This is a genomic window from Vibrio kasasachensis (assembly GCF_050337565.1).
GTDB classification, from domain to species: domain Bacteria; phylum Pseudomonadota; class Gammaproteobacteria; order Enterobacterales; family Vibrionaceae; genus Vibrio; species Vibrio kasasachensis.
On the sequence record NZ_JAKJTB010000021.1, the window covers coordinates 87,589 to 100,398 of the forward strand.

The 12,810-nt window shown below is 43.7% G+C and carries 16 protein-coding genes; 6 read left to right on the forward strand and 10 right to left on the reverse strand.

The genetic code is table 11. From position 1 onward, the window contains the following. Positions 1 to 58: 58 nt before the first annotated feature. The 4 genes from L4C38_RS17365 to L4C38_RS17380 all read left to right on the forward strand — a co-directional run bounded on the left by L4C38_RS17365 (position 59) and on the right by L4C38_RS17380 (position 3,702). The gene (locus L4C38_RS17365; RefSeq protein ID WP_428798815.1) at positions 59 to 766 is read left to right on the forward strand and encodes an ABC transporter ATP-binding protein; all 708 of its coding nucleotides are present in this window, start codon (positions 59 to 61) and stop codon (positions 764 to 766) included. Beyond that, entirely contained in the window at positions 763 to 2,022 is a 1,260-nt protein-coding gene (locus L4C38_RS17370) for an ABC transporter permease (protein WP_428798816.1), read from the forward strand. Before L4C38_RS17365 ends, L4C38_RS17370 begins: the two co-directional genes overlap by 4 nt. 2 nt (positions 2,023 to 2,024) lie before the next feature. Then, a complete protein-coding gene (locus tag L4C38_RS17375) occupies positions 2,025 to 2,525 on the forward strand; it encodes a DUF3299 domain-containing protein (RefSeq protein ID WP_428798817.1) in 501 nt (166 codons plus the stop codon). A 280-nt stretch (positions 2,526 to 2,805) separates the two neighbouring features. Continuing rightward, positions 2,806 to 3,702 (forward strand): TIGR03899 family protein, encoded by an 897-nt coding sequence (locus tag L4C38_RS17380; protein WP_428798818.1) that lies wholly within the window; start codon positions 2,806 to 2,808, stop codon positions 3,700 to 3,702. Between the two features lie 213 nt (positions 3,703 to 3,915). On the opposite strand, the gene pgi is transcribed toward L4C38_RS17380, so the two are convergent. Next, positions 3,916 to 5,568 (reverse strand): glucose-6-phosphate isomerase, encoded by a 1,653-nt coding sequence (gene pgi, locus L4C38_RS17385; protein WP_428798819.1) that lies wholly within the window; start codon positions 5,566 to 5,568, stop codon positions 3,916 to 3,918. Between the two features lie 289 nt (positions 5,569 to 5,857). On the opposite strand from pgi, the gene L4C38_RS17390 reads away from it, so the two are divergent. Further along, positions 5,858 to 6,277, forward strand: a complete 420-nt coding sequence (locus L4C38_RS17390) for a secondary thiamine-phosphate synthase enzyme YjbQ (RefSeq protein WP_428798820.1) — start codon at positions 5,858 to 5,860, stop codon at positions 6,275 to 6,277. Positions 6,278 to 6,321: 44 nt separating this feature from the next. Here L4C38_RS17390 and alr read toward each other — a convergent pair whose 3' ends face one another. Both alr and L4C38_RS17400 read right to left on the reverse strand, forming a co-directional pair. Beyond that, positions 6,322 to 7,398: an alanine racemase gene (gene alr / locus L4C38_RS17395; RefSeq protein WP_428798830.1), complete on the reverse strand. Its 1,077-nt coding sequence runs from the start codon at positions 7,396 to 7,398 to the stop codon at positions 6,322 to 6,324. Positions 7,399 to 7,411: 13 nt separating this feature from the next. Continuing rightward, positions 7,412 to 8,812 (reverse strand): replicative DNA helicase, encoded by a 1,401-nt coding sequence (locus L4C38_RS17400; RefSeq protein ID WP_428798821.1) that lies wholly within the window; start codon positions 8,810 to 8,812, stop codon positions 7,412 to 7,414. 232 nt (positions 8,813 to 9,044) lie between these two features. Between L4C38_RS17400 and L4C38_RS17405 the strand changes: the two genes are divergently transcribed. Next, positions 9,045 to 9,761, forward strand: coding sequence for a DUF481 domain-containing protein (locus L4C38_RS17405; RefSeq protein ID WP_428798831.1), 717 nt, complete (start codon positions 9,045 to 9,047; stop codon positions 9,759 to 9,761). Positions 9,762 to 9,819: 58 nt separating this feature from the next. On the opposite strand, the gene rplI is transcribed toward L4C38_RS17405, so the two are convergent. The 7 genes from rplI to L4C38_RS17440 form a co-directional block, all read right to left on the reverse strand. Beyond that, entirely contained in the window at positions 9,820 to 10,272 is a 453-nt protein-coding gene (rplI, locus tag L4C38_RS17410) for a 50S ribosomal protein L9 (RefSeq protein ID WP_428798822.1), read from the reverse strand. A 33-nt stretch (positions 10,273 to 10,305) separates the two neighbouring features. Beyond that, on the reverse strand, positions 10,306 to 10,533 hold the full coding sequence (gene rpsR / locus L4C38_RS17415) for a 30S ribosomal protein S18 (protein ID WP_000090472.1): 228 nt from the start codon (positions 10,531 to 10,533) through the stop codon (positions 10,306 to 10,308). A 16-nt stretch (positions 10,534 to 10,549) separates the two neighbouring features. Then, the gene (gene priB, locus L4C38_RS17420) at positions 10,550 to 10,852 is read right to left on the reverse strand and encodes a primosomal replication protein N (protein WP_428798823.1); all 303 of its coding nucleotides are present in this window, start codon (positions 10,850 to 10,852) and stop codon (positions 10,550 to 10,552) included. A gap of 8 nt (positions 10,853 to 10,860) precedes the next feature. Beyond that, entirely contained in the window at positions 10,861 to 11,241 is a 381-nt protein-coding gene (rpsF, locus tag L4C38_RS17425; RefSeq protein WP_428798824.1) for a 30S ribosomal protein S6, read from the reverse strand. Positions 11,242 to 11,450: 209 nt separating this feature from the next. Next, positions 11,451 to 11,936, reverse strand: coding sequence for a bacterioferritin (gene bfr / locus L4C38_RS17430; RefSeq protein ID WP_428798825.1), 486 nt, complete (start codon positions 11,934 to 11,936; stop codon positions 11,451 to 11,453). A gap of 72 nt (positions 11,937 to 12,008) precedes the next feature. Further along, entirely contained in the window at positions 12,009 to 12,197 is a 189-nt protein-coding gene (locus tag L4C38_RS17435; RefSeq protein WP_428798826.1) for a (2Fe-2S)-binding protein, read from the reverse strand. A gap of 311 nt (positions 12,198 to 12,508) precedes the next feature. Further along, positions 12,509 to 12,810: EF-Tu C-terminal domain-related protein (locus L4C38_RS17440; protein ID WP_489686414.1), on the reverse strand; the 302-nt coding region annotated here is incomplete at its 5' end.

Below are 12,810 nucleotides of genomic sequence, written 5' to 3' on the forward strand. Positions count from 1 at the left end.
AGTTGAGCTTGGCAATATCGCCAAGCTCAACTGATATTGATATTGATTGGAAAACACAATGAATACCCCCTCTCTATCTAAGGTAATCGAACTCAAGCAACTGCACTACACGTGGCTAGGCAATCAAAGCCCAACGTTGATAATTGAGCAGTTAGACGTGGTTCGCGGTGAGCACTTATTTATCAAAGGTCCTAGCGGTTGTGGGAAGTCGACGCTACTCGGGTTACTCACTGGTATTCATCAAGCGCAACATGGCTTGGTAAAGATTCTGGGGCAAGATCTTAACTTACTCAATAACCGTCAACGAGACCGTTTCCGCGCCGATAATATCGGTTATATTTTCCAGCAGTTTAATCTTCTACCTTACTTAAGCGTGGTAGAAAATGTCATGTTACCGTGCCAGTTTTCACGGCAGAAACAACAGCAGGTTGACGTCGAATTAGCGGTGCGTGCCACTGAAATACTCAACAAACTCCACCTCCCCGCAACGCTACTGAATAAGCCAGTAACGGAACTCAGTATCGGTCAACAACAACGCGTGGCAGCCGCGCGGGCATTAATTGGCAATCCACCACTAATCATTGCCGATGAGCCAACCTCATCATTAGATCATGAAAACCGCTCTGCGTTCATTGAGCTGCTGTTAGATCAGGTCAACCAAGCAAACGCAACGCTACTATTCGTTAGCCATGATCCTACCTTAGAACCACTGTTTGATCGCAGCTTAGATCTGCGCCATATCAACCAAGCGGAGACCATCACATGACACCAACACTAATGCTGGCATGGAAGAGTGTCAGGAACCGCCGCCTCACCGCTTGCTTGACCATACTAACCGTTGCTGTATCACTGCTCTTACTGCTCGGTGTTGAACGGATACGTACCCAAGCAAAAAGCAGTTTCGCCAATACTATTTCAAGCACAGATCTCATCGTCGGTGGACGTTCAGGGCAAGTGAACTTACTGCTCTATTCGGTATTTCGCATCGGCAATGCAACTAACAACATCGATTGGAAGAGTTACCAAGAGTTCAGTCAACATCGTTCTGTCAAGTGGGCAATACCACTCTCACTTGGCGATTCTCACAAAAGCTTTCGTGTTTTGGGCACCAACCAAAGCTACTTTGAGCATTATCGATACGGCAATAAACAGAACTTGCACTTAGCTCAAGGAAAACCATTTAATGGTTTGTTTGAAGCCGTCATTGGTGCGGATGTCGCAAAAAAGTTGGGCTACCAAATTGGCAGCGAGATCATCATTGCCCATGGTATTAGTGATGTTGGGTTTAGCCGTCATGATAACCTCCCTTTCACTGTGGTCGGTATTTTTTCACCAACGGGCACACCGGTGGATAAAACCGTTCATGTATCATTAGAAGCCATTGAAGCTATCCACGTAGGGTGGGAGTCTGGAGCGAGATTGGGCAATACGCCTTCGGCAAATCAGCTCGAGCAACACAACTTTCAGCCAAAGCAAATCACCGCCATGATGGTTGGTTTGAAATCTAGAATCCAAACCTTTGCTCTGCAACGCCAAATTAATACCTACCCCAAGGAGCCACTCAGTGCCATTTTACCCGGAGTCGCCTTACATGAACTCTGGGGCATGATGTCGATTGCAGAACAAACATTGATGGTAGTTTCAGGCTTTGTCGTCGTCGCTGGTTTACTGGGGATGCTCTCTAGCCTATTAACCAGCCTACAAGAAAGGCGACGTGAAATGGCCATCTTACGAACGATGGGCGCAAGACCAAGGCACATCTTCAGTTTATTGATACTCGAAGCCAGCGTGCTGACGTTTATTGGTATACTGGTGGGTATTACGATGCTTTACGCACTACTTGCGCTTATTGGTCCCATTGTGGCTCAATATTACGGCATTCAACTGCCTTTAATAATGCTGTCATACTATGAGTTAGGGTTGATCGCTGCTGTCCAGATTTCGGGGACAGTGATTGGCATTTTTCCTGCGCTGCGAGCTTATCGTCAATCTCTTAGCGACGGTATGACAATACGAGTATAACCATGAAAAAAACCATACTACTTCTATGTTCGCTAATGGTGTTAGCGGTCCCTACATATACTGCAGCCAATGAAGATCTCTTGGTACTGGACTGGATTGACTTGATCCCTGAATCGGAACGCAATCAATTCGATGCGATGGGAATGCCAATGGTGAACAACCATTCAGGTGGTGCAGTTCAACAAACAAAGGTTGGTTCAATCAGATCAGAACTCAACGGAAGTGAAGTAAAAATTCCGGGATTTGTTATTCCCCTGGAAGGAGATGAAGAAAAGATCACTGAGTTTTTATTAGTGCCTTATTTTGGCGCCTGTATCCATGTGCCACCGCCGCCGCCGAACCAAATCATCTATGTGAAATTTCCTAAAGGTGCACCCATTCAACAACTGTGGGACGTAATATACGTAATTGGTATATTGAAAACCGAGACGATGAATCATGAGTTGGCGGAAACAGGCTATATATTGGAAGGAAGCACCATAACTGAATATGATGATTATTAACAAACTGACAACCTGCTGATATACCTTGTTATATGAGATATCTAGATAGATACACCAGTACTGCTAGATAGATAAGCAGAAGCAAAGCGATTGACAGGTGTCTTTTCAGTTTATTACCTCTGGAATACTTCATGACAACCTCGTTAATACCGATAACAACTTTAACAAAGTATTATCAAAGGGCATAGCTAATTTTGCCGAGCGCTCTCACAATAGTTTTTCTGGTAGCCATTAGATGTTCGAGGTAAAGTTATAACTCACTGTTGGTTAAGGTAATCCCATGTCTGAGAGCAGCAAACCAGTCACCATTGAACACGACTCAAAACCAGAAAGTCGCCAAGAAAAAAAGTCAAATTATGTAAAAGACAGTGCAAGTCGTATTTTACTTATCGCTCAATCACATGGGCTAGATGCACTATTACAAAAAGAGTCACCTCAAAAGCAGGTTTTGGATAGGGCTTTGGTACGAGAACGCCAAAGACGAGAACAGCGCCAAAAGAACTTGGAGCAGATTTTAAAACTTGCCCACAGCTCGTGCAGCGATGAGATAGCCGGTGAACCAGAGCAAGATTGGTTATATCGCTTTTTCGACATGGCGCAAGAAGTACATAACCCTTCCATGCAGCGATTATGGGCCCAAGTATTTAAACGCGAAGTGACAAATCCGGGTTCAACATCGATGAAAGCACTTAAAGTGCTACAAGACATGGCACCAAAAGAAGCGCAGATCCTGCAACGAGCAGCTTCTCTCGCTTGTAGTTTTGGGCACGATAGCAGCCGGAAACTATTGGTCGGGTTTCGCTCTCAAGGTGGTATTTTTAGTTTTGGCAAGCGCAATATCACCAACAATATCAACGTTGGCAGCTACCAACTCCCCTATTCCAGCTTACTGGTGCTGTTTGAACTAGGGTTGATGCATGGCACTGAATTAGAGTCGGGGGAAATTGAACTAGAGTCAGCATTGCCTCTCATATATCAAGGCAAAAACCTCCAACTGCAAGCACATAGCAAAGGCGTACGCTTGCTTTATTATCGCTTCACACCAACCGGCAATGAACTATGCAAACTGCTAGGCAATAAACCCAACATACCCTACTACGATCAGTTAGTTGCGTTGCTGGGACAGAAGTTTGCCATTCAGACTGAAGTAAAGAGTTCGGTTCACCATACAGTTTAAACATGAACGCTTCGCTACGGATGCGGGAAAGCAGAATTAAGGTAGAAGAACGCCAGCAAAACGCTGGCGTTTTTATTATTCATTTATACATAACCAAAATAATTGACGTTGTAGCTAGGCGACAAATCAATTCAACCCTAGGAGCATAGTAAACTATGTGACTAGGGTGAATTTATGCCGTCAACAACGCTGCAGCTTCAAGTATGAAGGTTATTAAGCTTTGAAGGCTTTAAACGCGTTAATTAAGCCATTAGTTGAGCTGTCATGCGTGTTGATCGCCGACTCATCAGCAAGCTCTGGTAGAATTTGATTGGCTAGCTGTTTTCCTAGCTCTACGCCCCATTGGTCGAAGCTGAAGATATTCCAAATAACGCCTTGTACGAAGATTTTGTGCTCATACATTGCAATCAAGTTACCCAATGTGTGCGGAGTAATCTGCTTAACAAGAATAGAGTTAGTTGGGCGATTGCCTTCAAACACTTTGAAAGGAGCCAAAGCTGCCGCTTCATCTTCACTCTTACCGGCTTTAATAAACTCTGCTTTTACTGTTTCAGCTGTCTTACCAAATGCAAGCGCTTCGGTTTGAGCAAAGAAGTTAGACATCAGTTTTTGATGATGATCGCTGGCTGGATTGTGGCTAATGGCTGGCGCTATGAAATCACAAGGGATTAACTTGGTACCTTGATGGATCAACTGGTAGAACGCGTGTTGACCATTCGTTCCTGGCTCCCCCCAAATAATTGGACCTGTTTGATAAGTCACAGCATTGCCTTCACGGTCAACATACTTGCCGTTTGATTCCATATTACCTTGCTGGAAATACGCAGCGAAACGGTGCATATACTGATCGTAAGGCAAGATTGCTTCTGATTCTGCGGCATGGAAGTTGTTGTACCAAATGCCGATCAAAGCCAAGATCACTGGAATATTACTTTCTAGCTCAGTTGATACAAAGTGGCTATCCATCTCATGAGCACCTTCTAGAAGCTCAACGAAATTCTCATATCCTACTGAGAGAGCAATAGACAAACCAATTGCTGACCATAGAGAGTAACGACCACCTACCCAATCCCAAAATTCAAACATGTTCTCGGTATCGATACCAAATTCTGAAACCGCAGATCCATTGGTCGAAAGCGCAGCAAAATGCTTCGCTACGTGAGCTTGGTCTCCCGCTGTTTCTAAGAACCAATCACGAGCACTATGTGCGTTAGTCATGGTTTCTTGCGTCGTAAATGTTTTAGACGCAATTAGGAACAATGTTGTTTCCGGGTTTACTTTTTTCAATGTTTCGACGATATGAGTGCCGTCAACGTTAGAAACAAAGTGTAGATTTAGGTGATTCTTATAAGGCGATAGCGCCTCTGTCACCATGTAAGGACCAAGATCAGAACCACCAATACCAATATTTACGATATCAGTGATTTCTTTACCAGAATAGCCTTTCCATTCACCGCCAATAACGCGTTCAGTGAATGATTTGATCTTTACTAATACCGCGTTAACGGCAGGCATGACGTCTTCGCCATCCACCATTACCAGTTTATTTGCGCGATTGCGTAGTGCCGTGTGCAGTACTGCGCGCTCTTCCGTTTGGTTAATTGATTCACCACTGAACATCGCATCAATCGCAGATTGAAGCGATGTCTCTTTTGCCAAAGCAAAAAGATGCTGTAACGTTTCTTGGTTGATTAAGTTTTTAGAGTAATCGATAAGAAGATCGTTACCAAAACGAGTAGAAAACTTGTCAAAGCGTGCTGCATCGTTAGCAAACAACTCAGTTAAATCCATATCTTGAGCAGATTCAAAATGTGCTGTTAACGCTTTCCACGCCTGCGTTTGCGTTGGGTTTATATTTTTCAACATGGTCTCTATTCCGATGTTACAGTAGCTCTTATTCCCCGGTTTTATACAAAACCTTTGGAATCCCCGATTTAAGCAAAAAAAAGAATCTTTTCTAGGTATCTAAACTAATTATCACAATACAAAATTATGTAATTTTTTTTCAATAGTGAATTATGGCTCAGTCTTAATTTGATCACATTGAGTTATATCACGTTCAATAGCTTAGTTCATGTACGAAATAAACTAGAATATGTGAAGTTAGACTAGCTATCTTCGCAAATTTTGCCAAATAAATGACTAAGGAAACTGTATGTGGTCTCAAGCAACGATAGATTTACAAGCAAAGCCGCGTGGATTCCACCTAGTTACGGATGAAATCACACAGCAACTACCTCCAATTGGCTCACTATCAGTAGGTTTATTACATCTTTTTATTCAGCATACTTCGGCAAGTTTAACCATTAATGAAAATGCAGACCCGACCGTTCGATCTGATATGGATCAGCACTTTAATCATTTTGTACCAGAGCAAGCACCATATTATCAACACACCTATGAAGGCGATGATGATATGCCAGCACATATAAAAGCATCAACGATTGGGTCGAGTATCACGATTCCCATTAGTAACGGTCGTTTAGCGTTGGGAACATGGCAGGGTATTTACTTAGGTGAACATCGTGATCTAGGTGGGAGTCGAAGAGTGATTGCAACGATTCAGGGTGAATAGCGAGATAGAAAAAGGAGCACCATCTGTGCTCCTTTTAAAAATGATTAGTCTGAGTAGACCATATCAACGCGCGGTGTCAGTTTAGTAACCAGTTCATACGCGATCGTGCCTATGTGTTCTGCCACTTCTTCGGCAGGCAACTCTTTACCCCAGAGAGTAACTTCATCACCAACTCTATCGACTGCATCAAATCCTAAATCGACGCTCAACATATCCATAGACACGCGACCGGCTATAGGCACTTTTCGACCGTTAACAAACACAGGTGTCCCATTAGGCGCCGTTCTAGGGTAGCCATCACCATAACCAATTGCGATTACACCCACTTTGGTATCTCGCTCACTGGTCCAAGTACCACCATAACCTATACTTTCGCCTTTTTTCACTTCACGCACCGCAATGATATGCGACTTCAGTGTCATGACAGGTTGGAAACCTAGCTGTGTTGCCGATTTATCCGAAAATGGCGACACACCATACATAATGATACCGGGTCTCACCCACTCTAGGTGGCTTTCTGGCCAAGCTAATATGCCAGCAGAGGCTGCTAAAGAACGCTCACCTTCACAACCATCAGTTAATGATAAGAACAGCTCGATTTGTTGATGAGATGTCACTTTATCCAATTCATCTGCACTGGCGAAATGGCTCATATAACGTACCGGCTTCGCTACGTTGTCGCAGGCTTTTAGTCGGGAGATGAAATCATCTAGCTGTTCAGGTCGAACACCAAGGCGATGCATTCCACTATCAACTTTCAACCAAACTTGAACTGGCGTTTCCAATATTGCATTTTCAAGTGCTTCAAGTTGTTCTACACAATGCACCACGGTTTGAATATTGTTCGTTATCAGCACAGGTAAATCGCCCGGCGAATAGAAACCTTCTAGCAATAAAATCGGTTTTACAATACCGGCTGCACGTAGTTGCAACGCTTCCTCAATACGGGCAACACCAAAGGCATCCGCTCCGACTGAATTCTTAGCGATTTGATGTAAACCATGCCCATATCCGTTGGCTTTCACCACTGCCATCATTTTGCTCTGTGGTGCCTGTTGCTTCAATTGTTGCCAATTGTGCTTCAATGCAGCGAGATCGACATGAGCCGTCGCTGCCTTCATATAACTCATATCTTTACTCGTCATCCATATCAAAGGCTGGGCCGCCATAGTTATCGAATCTTGAATACTGCCCTTGGAAAGTCAAACGCACAGAACCGATCGGACCATTACGTTGCTTACCCAAAATAATTTCTGCCGTACCTTTCATCGAACTATCTGGGTTATACACCTCATCACGATAGATAAACATGATCAAATCCGCATCTTGCTCAATTGCTCCTGATTCACGCAAATCCGAGTTGATCGGTCTTTTATCTGCGCGCTGCTCTAGGGAACGGTTAAGCTGGGAGAGAGCTACAACTGGGACGTTAAGTTCTTTTGCTAATGCTTTCAACGAGCGTGAAATTTCAGAAATTTCGAGAGTTCGGTTATCTTGCATACCTGGCACACGCATCAATTGCAGGTAGTCGACCATAATCATAGACAAACCATCATGTTCGCGCGCAATACGTCGTGCTCGTGAGCGAAGTTCTGTCGGTGTTAAGCCTGAGCTATCATCGATGTACATGTTTTTCTTCTCCATCAAAATACCCATGGAAGAAGAAATTCGAGCCCAATCTTCATCATCTAGCTGACCAGTACGAATCTTGGTTTGATCAACGCGAGAAAGAGAAGCTAACATACGCATCATGATTTGATCGGCTGGCATCTCTAGTGAAAATATAAGCACAGGCTTATCTGAAACCATTGCTGCATTTTCACATAAATTCATCGCAAAAGTCGTCTTACCCATTGAAGGACGAGCAGCAACAATCACCAAATCCGACCCCTGAAGACCGGCGGTTTTTTTGTTCAGATCAGTGAAGCCCGTATCAACACCTGTCACACCATCTTGCGGTGACTTATAGAGTAGCTCTATTCGTTCAAGCGTTTTTTCAAGAATGTTATCGACACTCTGTGGACCGTCATTCTCTTTCGTGCGAGATTCTGCAATCGCAAATACTTTACTCTCCGCGAGATCAACGAGGTCGGCAGATGAGCGTCCTTGTGGATCATAGCCAGCATCGGCAATTTCGTTCGCTACACCAATCAAACCACGTACTATTGCGCGTTCAGCGACGATATCTGCGTAAGCATTGATATTGGCCGCGCTTGGGGTGTTCTTAACCAAATCGGCAAGATAAGCAAAGCCACCTACATCTTCAAGATGCTCATGCAGTTCCAGATGCTCAGAGAGGGTGATCAAGTCCAACGGCTTATTGTCTTCCAGAATACGCTTCACCGCTTCAAATATGATGCGGTGTGGACGACTATAGAAATCACGCACTACGACACGCTCTGCAACCGTGTCCCAACGCTCATTGTCCAGCAATAGTCCACCAATAACCGACTGTTCAGCTTCTAATGAATGTGGTGGTACCTTGATTGCGTCAACTTGTGCATCAGGGGTTTTGCTTCTGCGATTATCTGCCATGGTTTTGCTCAACTACTTTCAATGACCGATTATTATAACGAGAATACAATCTTTGTCTTCCATTGAGCCAAAGATTGTCTGAATCACTGCGATAATTAACGCATTGCTGACCGAGAATTAATGCTTTGCTACTACCATTCCGTGTTATTTTGTACCCGCTTGCTGTTATTTATTGTTGAGGACGTCTGTGACAAAAGTTTGGTTGGTCTGTTTTGGTTTATTTAGTGCCACTCTGGCACACGCACATGAAACGGAAACCTCTAGTGACATTGAAATCCCATCGCCTTGGAAAAGCGAAGTGGAGTTTGGCTATCAAGCTCACTCAGGTAATTCGAGTTCAGAATCACTCAATTCACGCATTGATGCTGAATACATTCGAGGACGCCATCGTACCAGTGGCGAATGGAAATTCTATCTACTTTATAAAGATGGCGAAGAAGATAAGCGCCAATCGACCTACAGCGCGCAAACGGACTACAAACTCACCGCAAAAACCTACCTATATGGCAGCTTTAAGGGTGTCGATTCCCGTTATAGCGCTTATTACAAAGATTACACTTTATCGGGGGGATTAGGTTACCAGTTTGCCAATACCAAGGATGTAGTTCTTGAATTGGAATTGGGACCAGGTTTTCGTTACCAAGAGCCGAATTTAGATGAGATTGATGACGACGATATCATTTTCCCAGATATCGTTGAAGAAGCAATTTTTCGTGGAAAAATCAACTCCAAGTGGCAAGCGTTAGACAACTTGGCATTGGAAGCAGCAATGACCTTGGTTGCTGGTCACAGCAATACTAGAATTGACACCGATGCGAGCATTATCAATGCCATCACCGAGGATATCGCACTCAAGCTTGCCTATTCAAGGCAGTATCATGACAGTGTTCCGGAAGGCTTAAGCAACTCCGACAACATTTTTTCCGTCAATTTACTATTTGCATTCTAGAGACATAAAAAAAGCACCTCAATGAGGTGCTTTTTATTAATACGTCTTGAAACTGAAATTATTTTTCAGCAACAACTTGTAGGTTTACTGTAGCGAAAACTTCAGAGTGAAGTTGAACGCTGATCGCGAACTCACCAGTGTTACGTAGAGCGCCTTCAGGAAGACGAACTTCGCTTTTCACAACTTTAACGCCAGCAGCAGTGATTGCTTCAGCGATGTCGCGAGTACCGATAGAACCGAATAGTTTACCTTCGTCACCAGCTTTAGAAGCTAGTACAACTACTTCTAGTGCGTTAACTTGCTCAGCGCGAGCTTCAGCAGCAGCTAGTTGCTCAGCAACTTTAGCTTCTAGTTCAGCACGACGAACTTCGAACATTTCAACGTTAGCTTTAGTAGCCATAACTGCTTTACCCTGTGGGATAAGGAAGTTACGAGCGTAGCCAGATTTAACGTTTACTGCGTCGCCAAGTGCACCTAGGTTACCGATTTTATCAAGTAGAATAACTTGCATTATTTAATCCTCTGTCTTAATAAAACGAACCGATTACTGATGCTTATCAGTGTACGGTAGTAGAGCTAGGTAGCGTGAACGCTTAATAGCACGAGCTAGTTGACGCTGGTATTTAGCACTTGTGCCAGTGATACGGCTAGGTACGATTTTACCAGCTTCAGTGATGTAGTTTTTAAGAGTTGCTACGTCTTTGTAATCAATCTCTTGTACGCCTTCTGCAGTGAAACGGCAGAATTTACGACGACGGAAGAAACGAGCCATGGGCTATCTCCTGATCTTAAATTTGAGTAATGTTGTCGGCATGCAACACTAATTTACCAACGCCATTTCGGCCGGTTTGGTAAGCGACAAAGCCTCCTACCTTAATGTTACTGCCTTGTACTAAATTGTGAGTTAATGCTTGTGACTTAAGCCCACTGACAACGACTGGCATACGACAATAAACTTGACGAGCTAAATCGGCTTCAATAACAGTGGAACGGTGCTCAAGCCAAAAACGGCAGTGCTCTATTCCACTAGGGCTTTTACTACGAATAGGAGGCTTAGCGACGCTGCCACTGAGCTCCATTCGATTAGTCATGCAAACAATTACTCAGCAGCAGCTTCTGGACGCGAATCTGTACGCTCTTCACGACGAGGAGCACGCTCTTCGCGTTGCTTAAGCATGATAGATTGCTCAGTGATCGCTGCTTTAGTACGCATGATCATGTTACGTAGAACTGCATCGTTGTAACGGAAAGCAGTTTCTAGTTCATCGATTACAGCTTGGCCAGCTTCAACGTTCATAAGAACGTAGTGAGCTTTGTGAAGCTTGTTGATTGGGTAAGCCAGTTGACGACGACCCCAATCTTCTAGACGGTGTACAACACCGCCAGCTTCAGTGATAGAACCAGTGTAACGCTCGATCATGCCAGCAACCTGCTCGCTTTGATCAGGGTGCACCATGAATACGATTTCGTAATGACGCATGTGTTGCTCCTTACGGATTATTAGCTTCCACGAGTGGCCCGGTCGTCCAGAGGAAGCAAGGAACTAAAGATAATTGACCGAGTTTTAAGGAGCACGAATAGTACAGAAAGAGAACAACTTAAGCAAGAGAAATGTCGTGAATGCGAAATAATGAAGTGAAGCAAAAGCGCCCGAGAAACCAAGCGCTGAAAGAGAAAGAAAAGTAAGGCTTAGTCGTCCTCATCATCGTCAACAAACTGAGCTTGCAAATAGTTCTGAATACCCGTCATGTCAATTAAACCAAGTTGAGTTTCTAGCCAATCGACATGCTCTTCTTCATCTTCCAAGATATCTTGGAATAGATCGCGAGATACGTAATCATGTATATCCTCGGCATAAGCAATCGCAGATTTAAGATCAGGAATCGCCATCATCTCAAGTTTTAAGTCGCACTCAATCATTTCTTTGGGATCTTCACCAATCATCAGCTTGCCTAAATCTTGCACGTTCGGCAGCCCTTCTAGAAACAAAATACGCTCGATAAGATGATCAGCGTGGTTCATTTCATCAATTGACTCGTGGTATTCCTTATCAGCTAGGTGCTTCAAGCCCCAGTCTTTGTACATCCGAGCATGAAGGAAGTATTGATTAATCGCGATGAGTTCATTGCCAAGTATTTTATTTAGATGTTGGATAATGATGGGATCGCCTTTCATGTAAAACCCTCCTTTGTTGGTTCACTTAACTGTAGAACCAATCAACTAAGAGTCAAAAAGCGAATAGCCAACTTAGCAGGCTTGTTTATACAACTGCGGAGCTGTTTCGTTAATAATTTGCTTTGCTTGCTTTATACACTTACCGCATTGCGACCCCAAAGCCGTGCATTTCTTAATGCTACGCATATCGGCAATGCCTTCTTCCAGAACTAACTGTTTGATTTTTTTATCGGATATACCATGACAAAGGCAAACGTACATTTAAATCCCCTACAACTGACATCTCGCCAAGGAATATAAACAAGAATCGTTCTTGTTACCAGTTAGATTTATGTGCTTGTTAAGACCAATTTGTTATATGGAAAACACGATTATGGAACAGCAGCTGAAGATATGAAGTCTTTCGTTTAGAAAGCTGAAACTGGACTAGGCTAACCCTTTGATTTGAAGATGTAAGCGGATGGAGAGTCTTAAAAAAGCATAAAATCTAGATATAACCAAAACGAAAAAGGGAAGCCGAAGCTTCCCTTTTCTAATGCGGTATCGTAATACCTTCAATTAATTCCTAAGAATTATTCGAAGATCTTAGCAACAACACCAGCACCTACTGTACGGCCACCTTCACGGATAGCGAAACGTAGGCCATCATCCATTGCGATTGGAGCGATTAGCTCTACAACCATTTGGATGTTGTCGCCAGGCATTACCATTTCTACGCCTTCTGGTAGAGAGATATCACCAGTTACGTCAGTTGTACGGAAGTAGAACTGTGGACGGTAGCCTTTGAAGAACGGAGTATGACGGCCGCCTTCATCTTTAGAAAGTACGTATACTTCTGACTCGAACTTAGTGTGTGGAGTGATTGAACCAGGCT